General features: G+C 40.3%; 28 protein-coding genes and 3 pseudogenes. 13 read left to right on the top strand and 18 right to left on the bottom strand.

Translation table 11 applies throughout. The features are described from left to right. Positions 1 to 23: 23 nt before the first annotated feature. The 6 genes from ACX27_RS03910 to ACX27_RS35145 form a co-directional block, all read right to left on the bottom strand. Positions 24 to 221, bottom strand: coding sequence for a hypothetical protein (locus ACX27_RS03910; protein ID WP_062288683.1), 198 nt, complete (start codon positions 219 to 221; stop codon positions 24 to 26). Between the two features lie 14 nt (positions 222 to 235). After that, positions 236 to 484, bottom strand: coding sequence for a type II toxin-antitoxin system RelE family toxin (locus tag ACX27_RS03915; RefSeq protein WP_062288685.1), 249 nt, complete (start codon positions 482 to 484; stop codon positions 236 to 238). A gap of 57 nt (positions 485 to 541) precedes the next feature. Further along, positions 542 to 3,172, bottom strand: a complete 2,631-nt coding sequence (acnB, locus tag ACX27_RS03920; RefSeq protein ID WP_062288688.1) for a bifunctional aconitate hydratase 2/2-methylisocitrate dehydratase — start codon at positions 3,170 to 3,172, stop codon at positions 542 to 544. Positions 3,173 to 3,522: 350 nt separating this feature from the next. Continuing rightward, entirely contained in the window at positions 3,523 to 4,419 is an 897-nt protein-coding gene (locus ACX27_RS03925) for a DUF4351 domain-containing protein (RefSeq protein ID WP_062288690.1), read from the bottom strand. 134 nt (positions 4,420 to 4,553) lie between these two features. Further along, positions 4,554 to 4,826, bottom strand: coding sequence for a hypothetical protein (locus ACX27_RS03930; protein ID WP_335337757.1), 273 nt, complete (start codon positions 4,824 to 4,826; stop codon positions 4,554 to 4,556). After that, positions 4,819 to 4,971 carry a hypothetical protein gene (locus tag ACX27_RS35145; protein WP_335337758.1) on the bottom strand — a complete coding sequence of 51 codons (153 nt, stop codon included), beginning with the start codon at positions 4,969 to 4,971 and terminating at the stop codon, positions 4,819 to 4,821. The genes ACX27_RS03930 and ACX27_RS35145 overlap by 8 nt, the downstream gene beginning before the upstream one ends. A gap of 504 nt (positions 4,972 to 5,475) precedes the next feature. On the opposite strand from ACX27_RS35145, the gene ACX27_RS03940 reads away from it, so the two are divergent. From ACX27_RS03940 to ACX27_RS03955, 4 genes are all read left to right on the top strand, one after another. Further along, entirely contained in the window at positions 5,476 to 5,793 is a 318-nt protein-coding gene (locus tag ACX27_RS03940) for a 2Fe-2S iron-sulfur cluster-binding protein (RefSeq protein ID WP_062288695.1), read from the top strand. Between the two features lie 101 nt (positions 5,794 to 5,894). Further along, positions 5,895 to 6,077, top strand: coding sequence for a hypothetical protein (locus ACX27_RS03945; protein ID WP_062288703.1), 183 nt, complete (start codon positions 5,895 to 5,897; stop codon positions 6,075 to 6,077). A gap of 297 nt (positions 6,078 to 6,374) precedes the next feature. Further along, positions 6,375 to 7,409 (top strand): DUF3326 domain-containing protein, encoded by a 1,035-nt coding sequence (locus tag ACX27_RS03950; protein ID WP_062288705.1) that lies wholly within the window; start codon positions 6,375 to 6,377, stop codon positions 7,407 to 7,409. Positions 7,410 to 7,463: 54 nt separating this feature from the next. Beyond that, positions 7,464 to 8,045, top strand: coding sequence for a CPBP family intramembrane glutamic endopeptidase (locus ACX27_RS03955; protein ID WP_062288708.1), 582 nt, complete (start codon positions 7,464 to 7,466; stop codon positions 8,043 to 8,045). A 120-nt stretch (positions 8,046 to 8,165) separates the two neighbouring features. Here the strand turns inward: ACX27_RS03955 and ACX27_RS03960 are convergent, their stop codons facing one another. The 3 genes and pseudogenes from ACX27_RS03960 to ACX27_RS03970 form a co-directional block, all read right to left on the bottom strand. Then, a complete protein-coding gene (locus tag ACX27_RS03960) occupies positions 8,166 to 8,930 on the bottom strand; it encodes a hypothetical protein (RefSeq protein WP_062288711.1) in 765 nt (254 codons plus the stop codon). Positions 8,931 to 9,289: 359 nt separating this feature from the next. Continuing rightward, positions 9,290 to 10,570 carry a vWA domain-containing protein gene (locus ACX27_RS03965; RefSeq protein ID WP_062288714.1) on the bottom strand — a complete coding sequence of 427 codons (1,281 nt, stop codon included), beginning with the start codon at positions 10,568 to 10,570 and terminating at the stop codon, positions 9,290 to 9,292. Next, a pseudogene (locus ACX27_RS03970) lies at positions 10,567 to 11,824 on the bottom strand (vWA domain-containing protein). The gene ACX27_RS03965 and the pseudogene ACX27_RS03970 overlap by 4 nt, the downstream one beginning before the upstream one ends. A 323-nt stretch (positions 11,825 to 12,147) precedes the next feature. Between ACX27_RS03970 and ACX27_RS03975 the strand changes: the two are divergent. The 3 genes from ACX27_RS03975 to ACX27_RS03985 all read left to right on the top strand — a co-directional run bounded on the left by ACX27_RS03975 (position 12,148) and on the right by ACX27_RS03985 (position 14,387). Then, on the top strand, positions 12,148 to 12,810 hold the full coding sequence (locus tag ACX27_RS03975) for an ATP-dependent Clp protease proteolytic subunit (RefSeq protein ID WP_062288718.1): 663 nt from the start codon (positions 12,148 to 12,150) through the stop codon (positions 12,808 to 12,810). 102 nt (positions 12,811 to 12,912) lie between these two features. Continuing rightward, positions 12,913 to 13,506, top strand: coding sequence for an ATP-dependent Clp protease proteolytic subunit (locus tag ACX27_RS03980; RefSeq protein ID WP_062288721.1), 594 nt, complete (start codon positions 12,913 to 12,915; stop codon positions 13,504 to 13,506). Positions 13,507 to 13,703: 197 nt separating this feature from the next. Further along, a complete protein-coding gene (locus tag ACX27_RS03985; RefSeq protein ID WP_062288724.1) occupies positions 13,704 to 14,387 on the top strand; it encodes a J domain-containing protein in 684 nt (227 codons plus the stop codon). Between the two features lie 132 nt (positions 14,388 to 14,519). Here ACX27_RS03985 and ACX27_RS03990 read toward each other — a convergent pair. From ACX27_RS03990 to ACX27_RS04000, 3 genes and pseudogenes are all read right to left on the bottom strand, one after another. Then, positions 14,520 to 14,855 (bottom strand): annotated as a pseudogene (locus ACX27_RS03990) (type II toxin-antitoxin system VapC family toxin); the annotation flags it as partial. A gap of 53 nt (positions 14,856 to 14,908) precedes the next feature. Beyond that, the gene (locus ACX27_RS03995) at positions 14,909 to 15,139 is read right to left on the bottom strand and encodes a type II toxin-antitoxin system Phd/YefM family antitoxin (protein WP_062288726.1); all 231 of its coding nucleotides are present in this window, start codon (positions 15,137 to 15,139) and stop codon (positions 14,909 to 14,911) included. Positions 15,140 to 15,417: 278 nt separating this feature from the next. Then, positions 15,418 to 15,846 carry a GFA family protein gene (locus ACX27_RS04000; RefSeq protein ID WP_062288729.1) on the bottom strand — a complete coding sequence of 143 codons (429 nt, stop codon included), beginning with the start codon at positions 15,844 to 15,846 and terminating at the stop codon, positions 15,418 to 15,420. A 194-nt stretch (positions 15,847 to 16,040) separates the two neighbouring features. Here ACX27_RS04000 and ACX27_RS04005 point away from each other — a divergent pair, with 194 nt between their 5' ends. After that, positions 16,041 to 16,319 (top strand): type II toxin-antitoxin system TacA family antitoxin, encoded by a 279-nt coding sequence (locus tag ACX27_RS04005; RefSeq protein ID WP_062288732.1) that lies wholly within the window; start codon positions 16,041 to 16,043, stop codon positions 16,317 to 16,319. 4 nt (positions 16,320 to 16,323) lie between these two features. Further along, the gene (locus ACX27_RS04010; RefSeq protein WP_062298126.1) at positions 16,324 to 16,830 is read left to right on the top strand and encodes a GNAT family N-acetyltransferase; all 507 of its coding nucleotides are present in this window, start codon (positions 16,324 to 16,326) and stop codon (positions 16,828 to 16,830) included. Between the two features lie 87 nt (positions 16,831 to 16,917). Here ACX27_RS04010 and truB read toward each other — a convergent pair. The 4 genes and pseudogenes from truB to ACX27_RS04025 all read right to left on the bottom strand — a co-directional run bounded on the left by truB (position 16,918) and on the right by ACX27_RS04025 (position 19,138). After that, positions 16,918 to 17,797: pseudogene (gene truB / locus ACX27_RS04015) on the bottom strand (tRNA pseudouridine(55) synthase TruB). A gap of 112 nt (positions 17,798 to 17,909) precedes the next feature. After that, positions 17,910 to 18,347, bottom strand: coding sequence for a nucleotidyltransferase domain-containing protein (locus ACX27_RS04020; protein WP_062288735.1), 438 nt, complete (start codon positions 18,345 to 18,347; stop codon positions 17,910 to 17,912). Continuing rightward, positions 18,298 to 18,513 (bottom strand): toxin secretion, membrane fusion protein, encoded by a 216-nt coding sequence (locus ACX27_RS30615; protein ID WP_235526493.1) that lies wholly within the window; start codon positions 18,511 to 18,513, stop codon positions 18,298 to 18,300. The genes ACX27_RS04020 and ACX27_RS30615 overlap by 50 nt, the downstream gene beginning before the upstream one ends. A 25-nt stretch (positions 18,514 to 18,538) precedes the next feature. Then, complete coding sequence (locus ACX27_RS04025; RefSeq protein ID WP_062288738.1) at positions 18,539 to 19,138, bottom strand: MBL fold metallo-hydrolase; 600 nt, start codon at positions 19,136 to 19,138, stop codon at positions 18,539 to 18,541. A 166-nt stretch (positions 19,139 to 19,304) separates the two neighbouring features. Here ACX27_RS04025 and ACX27_RS04030 point away from each other — a divergent pair, with 166 nt between their 5' ends. Next, positions 19,305 to 19,730, top strand: a complete 426-nt coding sequence (locus ACX27_RS04030; RefSeq protein ID WP_062288741.1) for an acyl-CoA thioesterase — start codon at positions 19,305 to 19,307, stop codon at positions 19,728 to 19,730. A gap of 16 nt (positions 19,731 to 19,746) precedes the next feature. Here the strand turns inward: ACX27_RS04030 and ACX27_RS04035 are convergent, their stop codons facing one another. After that, the gene (locus tag ACX27_RS04035) at positions 19,747 to 20,385 is read right to left on the bottom strand and encodes a glutathione S-transferase family protein (protein ID WP_062288744.1); all 639 of its coding nucleotides are present in this window, start codon (positions 20,383 to 20,385) and stop codon (positions 19,747 to 19,749) included. A 212-nt stretch (positions 20,386 to 20,597) separates the two neighbouring features. Between ACX27_RS04035 and ACX27_RS04040 the strand changes: the two genes are divergently transcribed. The 3 genes from ACX27_RS04040 to gatC all read left to right on the top strand — a co-directional run bounded on the left by ACX27_RS04040 (position 20,598) and on the right by gatC (position 22,296). After that, positions 20,598 to 21,299, top strand: a complete 702-nt coding sequence (locus ACX27_RS04040; protein WP_062288747.1) for an SOS response-associated peptidase — start codon at positions 20,598 to 20,600, stop codon at positions 21,297 to 21,299. 106 nt (positions 21,300 to 21,405) lie between these two features. Beyond that, positions 21,406 to 21,927, top strand: a complete 522-nt coding sequence (locus ACX27_RS04045; RefSeq protein WP_062288750.1) for a photosystem I assembly protein Ycf3 — start codon at positions 21,406 to 21,408, stop codon at positions 21,925 to 21,927. A gap of 75 nt (positions 21,928 to 22,002) precedes the next feature. After that, complete coding sequence (gatC, locus tag ACX27_RS04050; RefSeq protein WP_062288753.1) at positions 22,003 to 22,296, top strand: Asp-tRNA(Asn)/Glu-tRNA(Gln) amidotransferase subunit GatC; 294 nt, start codon at positions 22,003 to 22,005, stop codon at positions 22,294 to 22,296. Positions 22,297 to 22,370: 74 nt separating this feature from the next. Here gatC and ACX27_RS04055 read toward each other — a convergent pair whose 3' ends face one another. Further along, positions 22,371 to 22,991, bottom strand: a complete 621-nt coding sequence (locus ACX27_RS04055) for a CBS domain-containing protein (protein ID WP_200929902.1) — start codon at positions 22,989 to 22,991, stop codon at positions 22,371 to 22,373. Positions 22,992 to 23,487 lie beyond the last annotated feature (496 nt).

Here is a 23,487-nt window from a genome sequence, read left to right on the forward strand (position 1 = left end):
TTATTAGACTAATATGACATAAATTAAGATAATAACATCTTTTTAACATCAGCTAAAGATACAGAAGCACTATCTTTTTCTGCTGTTTTCGCATTTCTTAAATCCTGTAAATCTTCTAAATCCTCTAGCAATTCCTGAACTTTTAAAAACTCATCATACGGTAAAACAGCAAATTGTTTTTGACCATTTTTTGTTAAAAATTCAGGATGTAATTCAATCATTTTTACAACTCCTTTTACTCGTAAGCTTTACTGCGATGCCTCACCCTATATATTATGATAGTCTGTTCTTCTAATTCAAACAAAACTCGATAATCAGCTACTCTCAGACGATATTCTGGCGTAAAGTTGGTTAAGCGTTTTACGTCTCCCTGTAAGTCATCTTGCATCGCTTCAATTTTACTGATAATGCGCTCTCTAATATCTACAGGAAATTTCTCTAAATCTTTAATTGCTTTGGGCTTAAATTCTATTTGGTACTGCACATACTTGACTCTCTTGAAATATATTAGGGTGAGCCATTAAGACTCACCCTAGTTAAACTATACTAACAAAGCTTCCTCCTCTTTAGAAATCACTCGCCCTTCATCCTCAAAACCGGCGATTTGATCAAAGTTCAAATACCGATACAAATTATCAGCAAAAGGATGAATTTTATTCGCCACAATATCAAGATATTCCTGTACTGTGGGAATGCGACCTAATAACGCGCAAACGGCGGCTAATTCGGCTGAACCTAAATACACTCTTGCACCTTTACCCATGCGGTTATTGAAGTTGCGGGTAGAGGTAGAAAATACAGTTGCGCCATCTTCAACTCGTGCTTGATTTCCCATACATAAACTGCATCCAGGCATTTCTGTTCTCGCGCCAGCCGCACCGAATACACCATACACACCTTCTTCTTTTAATTGGTGTTCATCCATGCGGGTGGGTGGTGCTATCCACAGGCGAGTTTTGACTGCACCTGCACCTTCTAAAACTTTCGCAGTGGCGCGATAATGACCGATATTTGTCATACAAGAACCAACAAATACTTCTTGTACTGGATCATTAGCAACGTCCGATAATAATTTAACATTATCGGGGTCGTTGGGAGCGGCAACAATTGGTTCTGTGATTTCGTTCAAATCAATTTCAATGACTGCGGCATATTCTGCATCTGCGTCGGCTTCAAGTAATACAGGGTTGGCTAACCATGCTTCCATTTGGGCGACGCGGCGCATAATTGTACGCGCATCTTGATAGCCTCTGGCTACCATGTTCTTTAACAGGGCAATGTTAGAACGCAGATATTCAGAAATTGTTGCTTCACTCAATTTAATGGTGCAGCCTGCACAAGAACGTTCGGCGGAAGCATCTGTTAATTCAAAGGCTTGTTCGACTTTTAAATCTGGTAAGCCTTCCATTTCTAAAATTCTTCCGGAGAAGATGTTTTTCTTGTTCTCTTTTTCGACGGTTAGCAAACCTTTTTGAATGGCAACGTAAGGAATGGCGTTAACAATATCTCTTAAGGTAATTCCTGGTTGCAATTCTCCTTTGAATCTTACCAATACTGATTCTGGCATATCCAAAGGCATGACACCCAAAGCACCCGCAAAAGCGACTAACCCAGAACCTGCGGGGAAGGATATTCCCAAGGGGAAGCGGGTATGAGAGTCGCCACCTGTACCAACGGTATCAGGTAACAGCATCCGGTTGAGCCATGAATGGATGATACCATCGCCGGGACGTAGGGCGACACCGCCACGGGAGGAGATGAAATCGGGGAGTTCGTGGTGGGTTTTGATGTCTACGGGTTTGGGATAGGCGGCGGTGTGACAGAAACTTTGCATTACTAAGTCTGCACTGAAGCCGAGACAAGCGAGTTCTTTGAGTTCGTCACGGGTCATGGGGCCTGTGGTATCTTGAGAACCAACGGTTGTCATGATGGGTTCGCAGGATGTACCGGGACGCACACCGGGTAAACCGCAAGCTTTACCGACCATTTTTTGGGCGAGGGTGTAGCCTTTACCTGTGTCTTCTGGTTGTTGGGGACGGATGAACAGGGTGCTGGGTTCTAAGCCTAATGCTTGGCGGGTTTTGTCGGTGAGGGTACGTCCAATTAGTAGGGGGATGCGTCCACCGGCGCGGACTTCATCGAGGATGGTGTCGGGTTTGAGGGTGAAGGTGGAAATAACTTCGCCGTCTTCGTTGGTAATTTCACCTCTATAGGGATAGATGGTAATTACCATGCCGGTTTCGAGTTTGGTGACATCGCATTGTATGGGCAAAGCACCGGCATCTTCAGCTGTATTGAAAAAGATAGGAGCGATCGCACCACCTAAAATATAACCCCCGGCGCGTTTGTTGGGAACATAAGGAATATCTTGCCCTGTATGCCATAACACGGAGTTAATAGCCGACTTCCGCGATGAACCAGTCCCGACAACATCGCCGACATAAGCCACGGGATGTCCTTTCTTTTTCAACTCAGCGATAATTTCCAAGCTTCCTGGCTGGCGTGTTTCTAACATTGCCAAGGCGTGGAGGGGAATATCTGGGCGGGTGGTGGCGTGGGTGGCTGGGGATAAGTCGTCGGTGTTGGTTTCGCCGGGGACTTTAAATACAGTAACGTTAATGTATTCTGGGAGTTTGGGACGGACGGTAAACCATTCCGCCTCAGCCCAAGAGTTAATTACTTGCTTGGCGTAGGGGTTAGTTTTCGATAGTTCCAAAACATCATGAAAGGCATCATACACCAGCAGAGTTTTGCTGAGGGCGGCGGCGGCGTAGGCTGCAATGGGTTCTTTACCTTCGCCACCCATAACTAACGGTGTTTCAGATGAGTCTGATACCGATGTGGTGGCAAATTGCAGTAACTCAATTAAAGATTGAACATTGTAACCGCCGATCATTGTTCCCAGTAATTCTACAGCTTCAATGGGGGAAATGATGGGGCTTTTGACTTCCTTTTTAGCAATAGCTGTAAGGAACCCAGCTTTAACGTAAGCGGCTGGGTCAACTCCAGGGGGGACGCGATCGCGCAATAAATGTAATAATGTTTGTTCTTCACCCTTGGGCGGATTTTTCAGTAATTCACACAATTCTGAGGTTTGCTTCGCATCCAACGGTAAAGGGGGAATTCCTAATGCTGCCCTTTCGGCGACTTGTTGACGGTATTGTTCTAGCATTGTTCTATTCTCCGTTGGGATGTTCTTCCCTTAATTATGAATTATTTTTAGGCGATGCTTGGCTATAAAAGTTTACCCTATTTTATAGCTGAAAGCCTTACTGGTAATCGGTTATCAAGAATTGTGGCTGGTACTTAAATGATGGTTTTGCGTATTAATTCTCACTGAAGATATTTTACTGAGTGCGATCGCTATAGCATTCCTATTTGATATGTGAACAATAGAGGCAAGGAAGACAGGTAGACAAGGTAGAAAGATGTTTGGAAACTATTTAGGATTGCTATATTCTTCAGTGAGACATTGTTGTTTTGATGATGTAAAAACTCTTTCTCAATATATATACTGATGAGTCATTCTGAGTGTTGATTTAACCAAGTTTCCAAATCATTAACACTAGAAAAATCTAATAATGCTTCACCTAAATTTTCTAACTGTTCAATTGATAAGCTTCTAATTCGCTCAATTAATAATGCCTCAATTTCACCAAAACGACGATTGAGTAAACGTAGTATTAATCCTTGTCCTTCTTCTTGTCTTCCTTCTTGTTTGGCTTGTTCTCTATCTCTTTGATAAAGTGGTTCTAAACGCATGATTAACTCCCGATCATCTGCTTCTAGTTCTTGATTTAATCTTAAATTTTGGCGCAAATTGTAAACTAATTCTAGGGTAGCTTGTTTGTAGGGATGATCTAATGGTAACGCTTGCAACTCACCAATTGCTTGTGACTGCACATTCCCTCTACCTAAAAGCCTCAGCCATAAAGTTTCCGGTATTGCTGGTAGTTGATGTATGGCGACAATTGCTGTCCGTAAGTTATCAGCCAGAAAATGTACTCCTGATATCCAATCTTCTTTTTGGATAGTTCTAAAGCCAGACAATTTAGTTTCAGATATTGTTGGAGTCAACACCCACAACTTGGGAATTTCTGAATCTTGCAGTTTAGTTTTATTAGTTTTACCTTCTCGCCGTAAATAAGCTTTGACTTCTAATAGTTTGAGTAGACAATCACAAATTTCATCAGTAGAAGCTGGATTGCGGAAGGGTTCAATGATAGCAGGATTTTCGGCAAGTCTGCCTAGCAAGCCTAGTATTTGTAAATTATCGTTTTGCTGAGGAAAAGGAGTAAATATGACATCTATTTCTTTAATTTCTCCTGAGACTTTTTCTGAGGCTTTGACTTCTCCGTAGTTTTTTAATAGTTCTTCAAGGTAGTCTTTGGCAAATTGATCATGTATAAACCTGGTCATTTAATTTTAAGATGGCGGAAGTTCTGTATTAATACCAAATTATATAGCAGTACTGAACTATTTGTGATGGTATAGATCCCCGACTTCTTACAGAAGTCGGGGATCTGTAAAACTGGAATTTTGGCAAACAATCTTCAAATGTTACGCAAGGGTACTAAGGTGGTTACTGTATTATCATTTGAGGTTTTATCTGGGTTAGATTTCAAGCGTGTCAATCTACTTTTGCGGACACGTTCGCTTTCTTTAATACCACCTGCTAGTTCATATTCATTGCTGTTTTTGCCGTATTTAAAACCAACCCCTGTAACCATTTTATCTGAAACTTGTTTTAAGGTTTTTTCCATTTCATCCAGCTTTTGTTTAGAAGAATCTATGATTGCTAGAGCAGAATTATAGTCCTCAAGCATTTTTTTTAAATTGCTCGATTAATTGCGTCATGCTTTGCAAGTTATGAGTATCATCAAAATTAAGATTTGGATCAATAGCTTTCAGTCCGGCGATTCTAAACTGAGCTTTTTCTAGTATCTGGGAACTACGTTTTTTTCGAGGCATAAATTTGCTCTTTTAAAAGCTTTACAAAGCTATTTTGGCTCAATTAACCTGGATTATAGTTCAGCAAAAGACACATTTTTCTTTACAAAAATTCTTATTTATGTACGTGTTTTCTCTGAGTTTAATCACAGATTGCATTTTTATTGCATAGTTAAGAGCGATCGCTTTAATCTTAAGGCTTAATATTGTAACTTTAAGGCTTAGTGTTGTAATTTCAAGGGTCAACTTTATAACTTTAAGGCTTAATATTGTAACTTCAAGGCTTAGTATTATAACTTTAAGGCTTAGTGTTGTAACTTTAAGGCTTAATATTGTAACTTTGAATGTCAAAATTTTTCTCGGTTAGGTGTAACGAAGTGAAACCCAACACCAGCCTGTAATACATTAACAGAGATACTAGTTATAGAAAGTTTGGCAAAGTCGAAAGTTTATTGAGTATCTGCAATAATATTAAATAATTCCGATATAATAATAAATTTGGCTACTGCACTCATCTTTTAGTATATGTCCAAAACCTACACCGTAGAACTGCTTCACCAAGGCAAAGTTCATACTCTGCAAGTTCCTGAAGACGAAACTATTTTATCTGTTGCCGATGCTGCTGGTTTAGAACTCCCTAGTTCTTGTCATGCAGGTGTATGTACAACTTGCGCCGCGCAAATTACTGAAGGAACTGTAGACCAAACTGATGGTATGGGCGTTAGTCCAGAATTACAAAAACAAGGTTATACATTACTTTGTGTCGCTTATCCCCGTTCTGATTTGAAAATTGAGACTGAAAAAGAAGAAGTAGTTTATCAGTTGCAATTTGGCAAAGACTAATGAAGTGTGAAGTCTGAAGTATGAAGTCTGAAGGATTAAATTTCATAATTCATACTTCATTCGGCTATTCTAGAACAAATTAATGAAGAGGATGAACGGCAATGACTACTCATTTTATTACCGCAGAAATCGACATTCAAGAAACTCCTACTGAGTTGCAAACAGTAATTGAAGCTGAGTTGAAAAAACAAGGTGAACCTCTGCGTTGGGCTATTACATCTGTGGATGAAGCACAGCAGAAAGTTGCTGTAGAAGCAGTTGTTACTCAAAGTGCTGAGTGTTGAGTGCTGAGTGCTGAGTGGTATTAAAAGATTGTATTACTTGGTAAAGTCTAAGACTTGTAGTTTCACGTGAGTTCAACAAAGATAAAAACCCCTCTCCAAACCTCTCCCCCACAGGGAGAGAGGCTTTGAAACTCTATTTTTTTGTTGAAAACCAGTCGTATTTTTGCCCCTCTCCGCGTCGGAGCGAAAAGTCTGAGCGGAGGCTTCCTCCGATCAGAACTTTTCAAGACAGAGGGGTTGGGGAGAGGTTAATCAAACTCACTTTAATTTACACATCTACTCACTCAGCACTTGAAGATGCGTCCTTACACTGCGATTTTAATTGTACCTACTGGCGTTGGGGCGGCGATTGGGGGATATGCGGGTGATGCTATACCTGTTGCCCGAACTTTAGCACAGGTTTGCGATCGCCTGATTACTCACCCCAATGTCCTCAACGGCGCAAGTTTATATTGGAATATCCCCAACGCTTTTTATGTGGAAGGTTACGGGTTAGATAAATTCGCTGCTGGTGATTGGGGTTTACGTCCAGTCCGCAATAATAAAGTAGGTTTGCTTTTAGACCAAGGAATTGAACCAGATTTATTACTGCGTCACCTGCAAGCGGCTGATGCTGCTAGAGCAACCCTGGGATTAACCATTACAGATTATGTAATTACTGATGCTCCGTTAAATGTAGAATTACGCACCTCAGCATCAGGGGCAAGTTGGGGAACCATTGGTAACCCAGATAGTTTACTGCGTGGTGCGGAAAAACTCATTCAAAAAACTGGGGCAGAAGCGATCGCAGTTGTTGCCCGTTTCCCCGATGATATAGATGAAGATGCTGCACAGAATTATCTTCAAGGCAAAGGGGTAGACACAATAGCCGGCGCAGAAGCCGTAATTAGTCATTTATTAGTCAGACACTTGCAAATTCCCTGCGCCCATTCACCAGCCCTCGCTAGTACTCCACCTTATCCCGATTTATCTCCCCGTTCCGCCGCCGAAGAATTAGGCTATACTTTTTTACCAAGCGTACTTGTAGGCTTAAGTCGCGCCCCGCAATTTATTGTCGAGAAACAATTATTTATATCTTGTCAAGATGAAATTTGGGCTAATCAAATAGATGCTGCGATCGTACCTGCAAACGCTTGTGGTAGCAGTGCTTTACTCAGTTTAAGCCAAAGCCACTGCCAAATAATTACCGTCAAAGATAATCAAACCCAAATCCAAGTTCCAGCCCAACTTTTAGGAATCAAATCCATCCAGGTAAACTCGTATTTAGAAGCAGTTGGTGTATTGGTAGCCCTCAAAGCTGGCATCAATCCCAATGCTTTAGTCAACAATTAATCATCATTCTCTCCCTTGTCCCCCCAACTCCCTATTCCCTAACTCTGAACTCCCGTGGTAGAACAACAAAAACAAGACCCTGAAATTCCCTATTTGACCCGTACCCAAGTGCTGATAGCAATGGGTGTAACAGCAATTCTGTTGTGGACAGTTGCCAAAGTCTGGTTACGCTTTGGTAATGTATTTCTATTCAAGTGGGAATGGAACCCAATAGATTTTCTTTGGGGGCTGGCTGTAGGAATGATTATTACCTGCTTGAGTGGTGTAGCATATCGCTTGTGGCCTGCCTATCGTCAAAGCGCAGATTATTATTTAGAACTAGTCTTAAGACCCTTAGCTTGGCCTGATTTAATTTGGTTGGGTTTACTACCAGGTTTAAGTGAAGAATTATTATTTCGTGGTGTCATGCTACCAGCTTTAGGCTTAGACCATGTAGCAGTGATTGTCTCTAGCCTTTGCTTTGGAGTTTTACACCTCAGTGGTTCGCAACAATGGCCTTACGTACTATGGGCAACTGTGATTGGATTGGTTTTAGGATATAGCGCCTTGTTGAGTGGCAATTTGTTAGTTCCAATTGTTGCCCATATCATGACAAATTGGATTTCCAGCTATTTTTGGAAAATGCAACAACGGTAGAAAAAGTAGGAGGTCAATTATATGGCAATACAGTCCAGATAAGCTTTTTTACTTCTCGATTCTTTACCTGAATAAGTAGTTTAACAAACTAATAGAATTGCTCAACAATTTTCTTTGATTTTATCTGCTTGCTGTTTCTCTAGAAACATTCATATTCTGCCAAAAAGAAAAATCTTTGGTCATCTGTGCTGACCAAGTTTTATTATGAATCATCGGCATAGTTGCTACCATCTTCTCCACATTTTTGGTTTGGCAAGTTGTTGGTAGTTTGGTATTTTCAGCGTTAACGCAAGCGTTTTCTGATGCAAAAGCTAAGTAAGTTGTGACTTTAAGTTCTCTATTTAAAGCATCTGATCTAGGTTCAGCGTTAACTTCATTCATCCCTACATAGGCGATGTTTTGCGAATCTTCCATTGTCCGCAGCATACTAATAGCGTTGTAGTTAGTGCTAACTAACGTACCACGTCTGAGAGGCTGAAAGTTAGGTACATCATCGGCAGTATTTGCTTGAGATGTCACACTAGCAATCATTTCGTTACTCATGAAAACTTTATTAATACCAACTGGCATTTTGTCATATTTACTCGCAGTCAAACCCACTAAAGCTTCAGACGTTGAATCTGTATTCTGAAATAATCCACCATCATAATTAGGAAAGATGGCTGTTGGGTTAACATTTTGAGTCTGTTCAATAAAAAGAGTGTTGGCTTGATATTGATTACTCGCTAAAGTGGCAAAGGTCGAATTGATTGTGGATGAGGTTGCACTACCTTCTAAATAATTGACAGACTGAGCATTTTGAGCGTTAACAGATTGGATATTTGCACTTAAGGTAGTTGCAAGTACGAATCCTAGTAGATAGCATTGACTTCTGTTAGTTAGCATGGAATCAATTTTCCTATACCCTGTAAATTTGATCAACGAAACTTTCTTTGTTATTATTTAATTTTTAGGTTAAGATAAGAGTAAAGTCAGGTTATGTGTGATCTTTATACAATATAGGTATGCCCTAGGTAAATTTTTGCAAATTAATATCTGAGTAAAGATTATTTCGTAGGAGATAACCTTTACCGATGTAATCTGACGTAACAATCTAAAAAGCTCAGTAGATAAGCTTTTTCTTGCTCTTGGCACTAAATATAACAACATTGCTTCACAGAATTATTAAAAATAGCTGAAAGATTCCAGATAAATTGAAAAGGTCAATTATGTCTGGAGAATCTAGGTAGTTTTGGCACAAATTATTAATTCTGTAAAGTTGTCTTCGATACAATTCGCGTCTTTTTCAATTCGGACGAAGAGAGTTGTTCGCCACTTTGCAGTCGGGTTGCAGATGTTTGCAGAACGTTGGCGGCGTGAGTATCACCAATTTGTAAGGCAGTGTTCGCCGCAGTTTGTAACATGGTTGCAGCACCGATGCGATCGCCTTGTTGTAATTTGATCTCTGCTAACTGAGTTTGGCGATATTTCGCTAATGTCAAAATTGATTGCTGTACCTGGGGATTGAGGGCGGGTTGATATTGGCGCAGGAAATTAGCAGATATATTAATCATGGGAGAAAGTAAGCCATCTTGGTTTGAGGCTGGGTCATCGTAACAAATCTGCATCTGTCCAATGACTTGTTCTCCTTCTGGTAATTTTCCTAAATAAAGATTGACTAAAACTATCCGTTCTACACCTTGCATTAAATCACCCAGCCGGACTTTAAAGCCGCCATTGGTTAATTCTTGCACCGGTAACTCAATTGTGTCTGGGAAAACTTGGGCGATGGGTTTTAATTCTGCTAGTCGGATATGAGGTACTAGGGAAAACTGTAAATAAGCGTTTGTTAGCCCTATTGATGATATTCGCCCAAACAACCGCCCAAATTGTTCTAAAGCTTGTTCTGGATGCTCAATATAAGCCAAACTCCCGCCGCCAGCATCCGCAATTTTTTCCAGTAAATCTGAGTTCCAGTTATTGCCAAAACCGAGAGTATTAATGGTCAAATTGATTTTAGCTGCCTTTTGTGCCAGTTCCAGACAGCGTTTGTTGTCATCGTTGCCGATTTCCCACTTCCACAGCCGCAGACTGCTTTCACCATGTCCATCAGTGAGAAGAAAAGCTTGGGAAACAGCGCCTTTAGCACCTTGCATCAGTTCTGTGATGCCCAATTCTAACCCAGCAGCAATAGCTGTACCACCACTGGCGATGAGTTTTTTTGGCAATAGGGATTTAATAGTGCTGGGGTCTTGAATTACTTGATGGGGAACAATCACTTCCGCAGAACCAGAAAAAGCCACTACTGAGATGCGATCGCCAGGTTGTAACTTATTTAATAATTGCTCTACTGCTTGCATCACAGTTTGCATTGGTTTGCCGTGCATTGAACCGCTTTTATCCAGAATTAAGCATAAATTCAATGGCAAACGCCCCTCAACCTGATCAGCAAGCGCAGAAACCGAAACTACTAATTGACGTTGACTGCTCACTTGAGCCACATCAACGTTACGATCACTTAGCAACGAGAGCAATTGAACCTTCATTGTGGCGGGATATCTTGCAACACAGTTTTGGAGACAATGCGAGTTTTCTTGCGATCGCTTTCGCTTAAATCTCCTCCCGATTGTAATTGGGTGGCAGAAGTTTGCAAGACTGTGGCTGCACCTGTATCACCCATTTGCAAAGCAGTTTTAGCAGCAGTTTGCAACATAGTTGCAGCCCCAACGCGATCACCTTGTTGTAATTTTGCTTCGGCGAGTTGGGTTTGGCGATACTTGGCTAAAGCCAAAATCGATTGCTGCACCTGGGGATTAATGTTTGGTTGGTAAGCCCTGGTAACATTGGCATAAACTGGGAGATTTGTAGTAAATAAGCCGGTTTGATTATGGGCGGGATCATCGTAGCGAATTTGGACATTTGCGATCGCTTGTTGACCTTCCGGCAACTGTCCCAGATAAATATTAGCTAAAATTACTCGCTCCACATCTTTCATTAAATCGCCCAACCGAATCGCAAACCGTCCGTCGGCTTCTTGTTGCAAGGGCAGTTCAATTGTATCTGGGTAAACTTGGGCAATGGGTTTAAGTTCTGCTAACCGGACATTCGGCATTAAAGAAAATAACAGATAAGCATTGGTCAAGCCTACAGTTTGAATCCGGCTGAATAACCGTCCAAACTCATTTACAGCTTGATCAGGTTTTTGAATATAAGATAAAGTACCTAAACCTGCATCAGCGATTCTTTCTAAAACATCTTGGTTCCAATTGTCGCCAAAGCCCAAAGTATTTAAAGTTAAGTTGTAACCAGCAGCTAACTGAGCGAACTTAAAACAACGGTTATTATCGCCATGTTCATTTTCCCCATCGGTTAGCAAAAATGCTTGGGAAATGCGGTCTTTTTTTGCCCTTAGCTAACTCCTCAATCGCCAGACGCAAACCTTCGTCAATCGCCGTCCCGCCATCAGCAGATAAGCGGTTAATTTGCTTTTTGATTTGTTCTGGGTCTTCAACAGATTGATTCGGGATTAAGACCTTAGCGCGATGATCGAAGACTACAACACTCAGGCGATCGCTAGGCTTAAGTCTGTCAACCAACAAATTTGCGGCTTTTTTCACAGTTTCTAGCGGTTTACCATTCATCGAGCCGCTATGGTCGAGAATTAAACATAAATTAATCGGTAGAGTCCGGTCTTGGGTATCGGCGATCGCGGACACAGAAAACGACAGCTGACGTTGACTACTAGTTTGATTAGCATCAACATTTACATCATTCAGGGCAGGCTGCAAATTGACCTTCATAACCCAAACTTCCTAAATTCAGGATATATACATAATTTAGTTAAGAATCCAGCACTCAAAAGCCAGAAATCAAAATTTCGCTTCCTAAACATTCTGAATCCCGAATTCCCACCATACTTATAAATAACTTCAAATCGCCAGATCAACGCTACGGAAAACTTATCTTGTCGAGATAGATTAATATATTCACAATAATCTTAGAAGCCTAGCTTTAGCAGATGGCAGCAATCTCGCCCATTAGCGAGGAAACCGCACCTGACTCTAGCCGGCATCACGCTAGGATGTATTACAGTTAACGGCATAATTTCAGGCGATCAGTTGCTATGGACATTTCCCCCATCAAGGCTGTTCAAGCCCCATACTACGGCGATAACTTCTACCGGACACCGCCGCCAGATTTACCCTCCCTTCTGTTAAAGGAGCGAATTGTCTATCTGGGAATGCCACTGGTACCTGCTGTGACGGAATTAATCGTCGCTCAATTATTGTATTTGCAGTCAGACGACCCCGAAAAACCTATTAAAATCTATATCAACTCGACAGGCACTTCCGGTTATAGTGGCGAACCAATTGGCTTTGAAACTGAAGCCTTTGCCATCTATGACACAATGAAATACATTAAACCTCCCATCCACACCATTTGTATTGGTTCCGCGATGGGTATGGCGGCCATGTTATTGAGTGCTGGTACTAAAGGTTGTCGCGCCAGCTTGCCCAACGCTACCATAATTCTGCACCAGCCCAAGAGCTACGCCCAAGGTCAAGCAACTGATATTCAGATTCGGGCGAAGGAAGTTCTGGCAAACAAAGCATCGATGGTTGATATTTTGACCCGTACTACCGAACAGACGGCCGAAAGAATCACCAAAGACATGGATCGTCTCTTCTACATGAGTGCATATCAAGCCAAGGAGTACGGTTTAATCGATCGCGTGTTTGAAAAAGAAGAACTCGCTAATCCACCAGTACCAACTAGTGTTCTTTAAGAAGGCAGAAGACAGAAAGCAGGAAGCAGGAGGTAGAAAAAATTAAATTTCCTATTTCCTCTTCCTTTAAATAATGACTAAATCACCAACGGAGTAAAGAAAATGCCTATCGGCGTTCCTAAAGTTCCTTACCGGATGCCCGGAGGGCAGTATACAGATTGGATTAGCATCTACGATCGCCTTTATCGGGAACGGATTATTTTCTTGGGGCGTGATGTTGATGATGAAATTGCTAACCAAATCATCGCTGTCATGCTGTATCTGGATTCAGAAGACCCAGGTAAAGATATTTATTTGTATATCAACTCCCCTGGTGGGATGGTGACATCTGGTTTGGCGATTTATGATACGATGCAACACATCAAATCTGATGTTGTGACCATTTGTGTTGGTCTTGCTGCTTCAATGGGTTCTTTCTTGTTGACTGCTGGGACTAAAGGCAAGCGCCTCGCATTGCCCCATTCCCGGATTATGATTCACCAACCCTCCGGCGGCACCCGTGGACAAGCCACCGACATCGAAATCGAAGCCAGAGAAATTCTGCGGATTCGCAATCAACTCAATAACATTTACGCTCAAAATACTGGTCAAACCTTGGCCAAGATTGAGAAAGACATGGATCGTGACTTCTTTATGTCCGCCCAAGAAGCCAAAGAATACGGATTGATTGACCGTGTGATTGAAGAGCGAATCTAGAGTCAAGTAAAAAGGTAAAAGGCAAAAGTCAAAAGAAATTAAGTGTTCTGAAATCTTTTACTTTTTTACTTTTACCTTTTTACTTTCCCAAAACTGTCTAGTTTGAACTATAAATTAGAAAATTCTTGTTTATCATTAAAACCTTATGCTAGAGGCAAAATGCTGATAGCTGTATATTAGATAGCTGATATCTCGAAATGGATCTAGGAGATTGCTACCGTTTATTGGGTTTAAGGTCGGGAGCCTCGTTTGCAGAAATCAAATCGTCTTACAGACGGTTGGCGCAGCAATATCATCCCGATATCAACCCGGATGACAAAAAAGCTAAAGATAAGTTTATTGCCTTGACAGAAGCTTATAGGCTGCTCTTAACGGTGGTACCGCCAGAAGAAACAGTCGAACAGCCGTCAAGTCAAAAGTTTGTGTCTAGGCGCGAGGAAGCAAAAACCACGCCGAAAACCACAGTCACTACAGAAACCTTTGTGGCTAGGCGCGAAGAACCAAAGGCGACTCGTCAAGATACTGTACCGAAAACCACAGTCACCACCGAAAAGCCACAGTCACCGCCTGCGAATATTGCCGAAATTGAACAACGGCTGAAGTGGAAGACTTATGAGCAATTACAAAGATTTTTAAAAGAAAAAAGATTTCCCCAAGCGATCGCCCTGGCGGAAGCCTTAGTAGACCGTTTACCCAAAGATGCGGAAGTTCGCCAATGGTTAGCGATCGCCTATCAAATTTGGGGAAGGGCGCTAATTAACGATAATCAAGTCCTCAAAGCCAGAATTTACCTGAAAAAAGCCCTCAAAACTGATCCAAATAACAAAGCTTTGTGGAATGAAGTCCAACGGGATTTTCAAAAAATAGAGCAAATTTTTTAGATTTGTTGAGAAATTACTATTTTTGCAAATGGTAGCTGGGAATTGAACCAAGATGACGAAGCCTGATTTTAACTGCCCTTCGGGCTGGACAGAACCTGTTCGCCTTTCCCTACAATGGTATTGCTTTTCAATTTACCAAATTACTAAAGGATAAAAACTAGCGATTTTTTTATCTGCTGTGATAATAGAAGCCTGATTGATTTTAGCAACTGCTACAACCACTCTATCTACTGGATCTCTATGTTCCCATTCTAATTTGACACTTTCTATCCAAATTTCTTCATCAATTGGAATAATACGGATAACATTGGACTTTTTTAAAGTGGCTATATACTCATCAATATCTACGCCTAAATCTAATTTCTGATTTTTGCTTTTGATAGCTATTTCCCATATTGCTGTTGATGGCACTAAACCATTCTTTTCTTGCTCCATCTTGACACAAGCTTCCTTTGCCCGTTGAGAAAGTTTTTCCGGATCTAGGCTCCATCAGATCAGGGCGCAGGTGTCAAGTACAATTTTTAGACTTCCAGCCATTCTTCTATAGTTGGGGTAGTTAAGTCCTCATAATACTTGACCTTGCCGCGCATATTTTTAAACAATTCTTCGGTATTTGAGGTTCTTTGATAGGGAGAAATTCTCACGATTGGTTTATTTTCATCAACAACTAAAATATCTTCACCTTCTAACTCTACAAGTTGCAAAAATTCTAGTAAATTAGCTTTTAATTCATTCTTGTCAACTGTTTTCATGGTTTTTGATCTAGCAAATTACTGACATTACTGATCATAGCAATAATTGCTATGATACTGGACAGACTTTATGAAAAAAAATGACATTTAACCTCTGAACAGTGGCATAGCAAGCTTTAAAGGTTGCATTTAAAAACCTATTTTATCGGCGGTTTTTTATCTCAATCTAATGCACTAATTTAGCCTTGCCACACCACTATCGTGACGATAGGAAAGAAAAATTACCTTGTAGTATAAGAAAATGGAAAAAATCAGTTTTGATGCCTACTTAGTTAGTGTCAAACTGTTGGTCGAGGGAACTGAGCAATAAACTCAGCTTCAGTCATATTTTCTGTTTCATTTACAAAGTCATAATAGGCAGGTTTTTCATCAATAAATATTTGACGCTCAAAAACAAAATCTTTTGGTTGCTCAAATATTCCCACAGGGATGAAGTACTGCTTGGTTTCTTTCAATCTACAAAATAGATGAGTCCCACATTGATTGCAAAAGCCGCGTTCTAGCCATTGTGAAGAGCCAAATATAGTAATACTTTCTTGATTTTCAAACGAAACATCATCGCCGCAATCTGCTACTAAGAAGGGGCCACCTCCCCATTTTCTACACATTTGACAATGACATCCGCTAATGCTTTTACTAACTGTGGAAGAAAAGATCCGAATTTTTCCACACAAGCAACTTCCTTTCCCTTCATGTTGAGCTGACATATCACCCTCCAAGTTTAGTGAAATGAAATTTGCTTAAACAGTAGCTCATTATCTGAAAAACAACAGAACTCAAAATAAAAATTAATTGCACCAACCAAAAATTATTACACTTACCTAAGTTTTACCTTTGAGAATATTGTCAGGACAATGTGTGTATGTTACCTTAGTTGAGAGATAAAGCTTAACTAAAACCTATGAGTTACCCAAATGAACCTAGAACTGAACGGATTGATATCCGTACTAGCTCTAGTGTTAAAAAGCTTTTACAGCAAGCAGCAGCAGCAAGTCATAAAAATGTTAGTGAATTTCTACTTGAACATGGTTTGCAAGCTGCACAAGAAACTTTAACGAATCGAAAGCTGTTTGTGTTGAACGATGAGCAATGGCAAGCTTTTCAAGACGCTCTGGATGCTCCCTGTGTTGAGAAACCACGCTTACGTCGTTTGTTAACTGAGCCTAGCGTATTTGAGTAGTATTGTGACATCTAACAATTTATATATCGCTAAATTATCAAAATCTCATAATCTAAAAAACTTTGATTGTGGGAATTTTGATTTAAATAATTATTTAATCAAATATGCTTTAAAAAATCAGCAAGCTGATAGTTCGACCACCTATATTGCTTGCTTAGAAGAGAATGTAATTGGTTACTATACTTTGACTGTAGCATCAGTTATTCATGAAAATGCACCACCTCGTATATCCAAAGGTTTACCACAATACCCTATACCTGTTGTTTTATTAGCTCGGTTAGCAGTAAGCAAAGAATTTCAAAAAAAAGGTATAGGAAGAGGTTTACTCAAAAACTGCTTAATTCGCGTCAATGAAGCTGCTGATCTGATTGGTATTCGTGCATTATTAGTTCATGCGAAAGATGAGAAAGTGCGTGATTGGTATCAACAATTTGATTTTGAACCTAGCCCAACAGATCCATTACATTTATTTCTGATGTTAAAAGATATCCACGCTATATTAGAAAGCTAAAAACAACGGTAGTACTGCATAGTAATGATAAAATAAGCGTAATTCCTCGTGTCACTGATGTGGAATTGTGTTGGCTACAAGACATTTTTAAGAAACTGGTTCAAACACCATTTGAGGAATTAATATTTCATCTTGCGATTGTCCAATTCCTAAAAATCGCGTTTCATTTTCATATACGCGCACAAGTCCGAAATTATCAGAATTGACCGAAATTTTTTTGTCCTTGACACCATTTGCGGGCGAGTTCTGGAGGTAAAGTGACAGTGGGCAAATGTTGTAAAGCGACATCAGGGGAAATGGGTTGAAATGTCCCAGTTTGCAACTGTGCTTCTAAGTCAGCGAAAGAAAGACTATTAGTTAAATTAAAACCACTGCTGTGGGTGCGAGTTAAAGCGGCGAGAGTTCCACCAGTGTTTAAGACTGCGCCTAAATCACGGGCGATCGCTCTAATATATGTACCACTACCACAAGCGATCGCCACATCTAATTCGGGAAAGTCCCCCTCGCGCCCATCTAAAATATCTATCTGAAAAACTTCAACTGTACGCACAGGAACTTCCACCGTTTCGCCTTGACGCGCCAAATCATACAAGCGTTTTCCATCCACTTGAATCGCACTATACATTGGCGGTATTTGTTCAATCTTGCCAACAAATTGTGTAATTGCAGTTTCTATTTCAGCCAAACTCAAATTAGCACAAGGTTGTGAAGCAATAATTTCACCTTGCAAATCATCAGTTGTGGTACGCACACCAAAACGGATAGTAGCTTTGTAAGCTTTTTCTCCTGGAAGATACTGCAATAATCTTGTGGCTTTCCCCATTGCAATTGGTAAAACCCCAGTCGCCGCAGGGTCTAAAGTTCCCGCGTGTCCTACTCGTTTGAGGCGCAACAGTTTGCGTACTCGCGCCACACAGTCGTGAGAAGTCCAATCAAATGGTTTGTTTAAGTTGAGAAAACCTTGCACAGTAATATTTTTTGAGTAACTTAAGTCAGTGGGTTTATGTCTAAACAGCGATCGCTATGATATTTCATCCAAATAAGAATAGTGATAGCTATAAAAAGTTAAAAATAATATACTAAGTCAAATTTTCTAAATCAGCTAAATCTTGCAGTCTTCCTGATGCTTTTTTATTTTTCTTCAAATTATCTAAATCAATAAAATTAACAACAAGATTATCAATTAAAACTTCTAATTTCAAAGGATAACAATCTTCAAAATTTACTCCATCAATAGTCGTTAATAAATCAATCCTATTAGGCGGATAACCAAGCTGAATAATTTGATCAGGAGTCAGGAAATCTGATGGTTCTAATTCTAGAGAACTAAACCCAACTTGTTTTAAAGCTTGAATTATATTATTTGCATTTTCTGTGCTTATTTCTATCCAAATGTCAATATCTTTTGTATAGCGAGGATGACCATGTATTGCTACTGCATAACCACCAACGACTAAATAACGAACATTATTTTCGTTGAGAAATTGTATAAACTCTTTGAAGTCTTGATTCAGCACTACTATCTTTCCATCTATGATATTCTTGACGAATTTGCTCTAAAGCTTCAAGTCGAGATTGATAAGATTGGTTTTGCCAATAAGCAAAATCACTTTTTTGCTGTTTAAGTTTAACTTTATGACAAATTATATTCATTTGGCGATGTTTTACTGAGATGTTTTTCATAAGCTTAATTATCCCAATCAATCGATCATAATGTTGCTGCTAATTCTTTTAAACGCAGGTGTCCGTCTCGAAACACTGACCAACCATCTCCAACTAAGACTGTTTCTACTTTGCTTAATTGTGCCAGTCTGCGGACAGATGCGATCGCCTCTGCGGGATTCAGTAACTTTTCTTTTGCCAAAATAGTTAAACTTCCGGCTGTGTGCGCCCGGATTAAATCGCCTGTAATTAAGGTAGTTTCTTCTAATAGTAGTGCTAATTCGCCCGGAGTCTTGGAACCTTGGAGTTCAATAATCTTTAATCCAGGGACAAACTCATCACCATCAGACAACCAGCGATCGCAAGCTATGGGGAAAGATTCTTTTTCGGCTGCGGGGGCTGCTATTTTAGCATAAGTTTGCACAGCAATTTCCTTAGCTGATCTCACATGCTCCGAGTTTGTTAGTATAATCCAATCCACACCACCAAGGGATTCGAGATGATTCCAGTCGTGATTTGATAAAGCTACCGGGTCAATTAAGATATTGCCATCTGGACGAATCCAGGCAATCCCATTGAAATCAATATTTCTTGCAGGATTGAAAGTAGACCAGCCATATAAATCGGGACGGTGTAGAGATTTCATAATGATTCTGGTACTGTACCTTCAATAAATCGTCAATTAAGAGAGTTGCATCAATAATGTATCAGTAATTTCGTCTGGAGTCCAAATTACAATTGTCTTTTAATCTTACTCACAAGCTGATTGGTTATTTGTCCCATCCTGATCAAAACACATCCGAATTATTTTCATGCAACAATTTAAGACATTACTCCGCGTCCGCCACTATGAAATGGATACTTTAGGACATGTTAATAATGCCGTTTATCAAAACTATTTAGAACAAGCAGCCATTGAACACTCAGAATATCTTGGTGTAACTTTAGATGTTTACCGCGAATTAGGTGGTGTTTTTGTCATGCGACGGGTCGAAATTGACTATCTCCGGCCAGCAGTGGCAGGTGATACTCTAGAAGTGACCACTTGGTTAAAAGAAATGCGTGGTACCCGTGCTTTTCGATGCTATGAAATACGGAAACAACATGGAGATGATTTATTAGTGACTGCTGAAGCACTTTGGGTATGGGTAGATGCTAAAACTATGCGTCCCAGACCTATACCACACAAAATTTCTGATAAGTTTTTGCAACTTCAAAACTTGAGTGTGGCTGAATAATCAACAAAGAATGTATTTAGCAAAACTCAGCTTCTAAGGGCATTGGCTGATATGTAATACTGATATACCCAGGTTGAGCTTTGATACGTTCTATCCATTTTTGAATTGCCGGAAATCTGGATAAATCAAAACCACCTTCATCAGCTACATGGGTATAAGCGAACAAGGCAATATCAGCAATGGTATAGCGATCGCCAACAAAATACAAACGAGATTGCAGATGATTTTCCATCACTCTTAATGCGGCGTAACCTGGTTCTTGTTTTTGCGCTAAAGCAGCCTGATATTCTTTGGCTTTCCCTAAAATCGAAATCCAAAATCGTGATGTGGCAATATAAGGCTCATGACTATATTGCTCAAAAAATAGCCATTGTAAAACCTGTGCTTTTAAAAAGCGATCATAAGGTAAAAATTCTGTGTATTCACTGAGATAAGCCAAAATGGCATTTGATTCTGTTAAGTATTTCCCTGGTTCAACTTCCAAAACAGGTATTTTGCCATTCGGATTTTTACTTAAGAATTCAGGTGTCCGACTTTCTCCCTTTAAGATATTCACCTCGATTCTTTCATAGGGAATACCCATTTGTGATAATAAAAGACGTATCTTATAGCCATTACCAGAGGGTAAAAAATCGTACAGACGTAGCGTTTCCATGCCAAAAAGATGATGAAGAGTATTAAGAGAAGTGAGGCTCTAAAATACAATATCTTACAAAATGTTTCGAGTTAAACAGGATAATTATTTTCCTTTTAAGCATCTTCATGAAAACTAGATTTATCTGAAAAAATAAAAAACAAATTATTGATGATTTTTAGTATTTATCAACTTTAAATGTGCAATTTAATTCAAAGGGATAAATTCAAAATATGTGTGGAAGATTTACCTTAAATCAGTCAGCAGAGGCTCTCAGCAAGGCTTTCCATCTCCAACAAGTGCCTGATTTAGTGGCTCAATATAACATTGCACCTACACAAATGGTGCTAACAGTGCTACATCACCCCAGCAATGAACAGTATGAATTTCAACAATTACGTTGGGGGTTGATTCCGAGTTGGGCAAAAGATGCAAAAATGGGAGTCAAGCTGATTAACGCCAGAGCCGAAACTGTATCAGAAAAACCAGCTTTTCGAGCATCTTTCAAGCGCCGACGCTGTTTAGTCATAGCTGATGGCTTTTATGAGTGGCAAAAGCAACAAAGTCAAAAACAGCCATTTTATTTTCGCCTGCAAGATGGGCAGCCCTTTGGTTTTGCGGGATTATGGGATGTATGGCACTCACCAGAAGGAGAAGAAATCGCTTCTTGTACAATTGTGACAACAACAGCTAACGAATTGTTAGCACCAATTCATGACCGGATGCCAGTAATTTTAGCACCCGAAGATTACGATTTATGGCTAGATACACAAGTGCAAACACCCGAAAAACTTCAGCCACTATTAGATCCTTACCCGGCGGAAGCAATGACAGCTTACCCCGTGAGCAATTTGGTCAACAAGCCCCAACACAATAGTCCAGAATGTATTATGCCTCTTAGTGAGGAGAATGGCCTGCCAAATCAGTTAAATTAACTATTGAGTGCTGAGTCGGAAGTGCTGAGTCAGCACCTAACCAAGAAACCCTGCAATTCCTAAAAGCATCTTTTGAGCTAGTAGCTGTACAACTATAGAGGCAGTTATGCCAAGAACACAGAAAAACGATAACTTTATTGACAAATCTTTTACAGTCATGGCGGATATCATTCTGAAGATTCTGCCAGCCAACAAAAAAGCTAAAGAAGCATTTGTTTATTACCGAGATGGGATGTCTGCCCAAGCAGAAGGCGAATATGCCGAAGCTTTGGAATATTATGAAGAAGCCCTCACCTTAGAAGAAGATGCCAACGATCGCAGTTATATTTTCTACAATATGGGGCTAATTTATGCTAGTAACGGTGATCACGAGAAAGCTTTAGAACTTTATCACAAAGCAATTGAAATCAATCCACGTATACCCCAAGCCTTGAATAATATCGCTGTAATTTATCATTACCAAGGCGAAAAAGCCAAAGAAGCTGGAGATAATGACGGTGGTGAAGCTTTGTTTGACCAAGCCGCAGATTATTGGATAAGAGCCATACGGATGGCTCCCAATAACTACATTGAAGCGCAAAACTGGCTAAAAACCACTGGCCGGATGCAAATTGACGTATTCTTTTAGTTATTTGTCATTAGTCCTGACAAATGACAAAGGACTAATGACAAATCACAAATAACCAATGACAAATGACAATTTATGATTGATCGTGACCAAGTTCATAAAGTAGCTCTGCTTGCTCGGTTAGAATTAACACCAGCAGAAGAAGAGCAATTTACCACTCAGTTAGGAAACATTTTGGAATATGTAGAACAACTGAGTGAACTAGATGTGAGTGATGTGCTACCAACTACACGCGCAATTGATGTCAGCAACGTGACACGCGAGGATGAGTTACAACCGTATCCTGACCGAGATGCTATCCTCGATAGTGCGCCTGAGCAAGAAGGTGACTATTTCAAAGTTCCGAAAATTCTCAACAGCGAAGAATAAAAAAGGTCAAGGCAAAAGGCAAAAGGTAAAAGTAAAAAGAAAATTTTTGCCTTTTTACTTTTTACTTTTGACTTCTAAGGATTATAGTTACGGCATTCTGGTACGTTGGGATTTTCTCGACAGTATTCTTCAAAAGAAACTTTCGCCGAAACCATAGCTTCAGCTTTTTGATGGGCGGCTTCTGCTTGCAGTTCTTCCACCTCATCCCAAGCAGCAGCACAGGCTTTAGAATAAGCACCATGTTGGGTGCAAATAGCGCGGGCAGCTTCAACAGCCTTGTGAATTTTCTCTTCTAACCTGAGTGCTGTTGGGGCTTCGATAAAATTACTCTTGGTCAAAATATCAGTAATTGAGATAATACCTAACAGCTTGCCTTGAATAACTGGCGCTCTGCGAATACCAGTATTTGCGAACAACCGCGCTACATATTCCACACTCAACTCAGGATTAACGACAATACAGGGTTTGCTCATAATTTCATAAACCCGTACCTGCTTGGGGTCTTTACCGTAGGCTATTACCTTATAGACAATATCTGTTTCGCTAACCATACCATAGGCATCATTATCATAGCGACGATCTACAACCAAGGCACGCAAGTTGTTTTCTCTCATCAGCCGGACTGCTTCAGCAACAGTGGCCGAACCGCGAATGGTAATTACATCCTTGGTCATGATATCTTCAGCTTTCATCATTGCTGTAGTCTCCTGGTAAATAGCAGAGGAGCAGGGGAGATAGGGAAAGCAGAGGAGGCAGGAGGCAGGAGGCAAAAGTATTACTATTGCTAGTTTTTACGCCTACACAATGTCCGACTCTTTCTCCTGCATTTCTCACAAGAGAGAAATCCACGGGTGTAGGAGGGGTGGGAGGATGGTGAAGAAATCTTTCCCCCCTCTCTCCCCACACCCCCTATCCATGCGTGAGAAATTTGGGTTTCTGACTACAGGGATAATTGGTGAATTTTTTGTCCCTATTCCCCACTCCCCACTCTCTACTCCCTATTCTCTATTCCCCATTCGCTACCACAAAGTTAGTGCAGGTTTGAATTTATGATGTTATCGAAAGTGACCGAAGCTCACAATATCGGCATAATGATTTTGTAAAAGTATGAAGTAGGGAAACCTTAGTATGAAATTTTATACTTAAATCTGCATTTTTTATCCGTAATCAGGCTAGGATGATCACAGCATC

Source organism: Nostoc piscinale CENA21, assembly GCF_001298445.1.
Classification (GTDB): domain Bacteria; phylum Cyanobacteriota; class Cyanobacteriia; order Cyanobacteriales; family Nostocaceae; genus Nostoc_B; species Nostoc_B piscinale_A.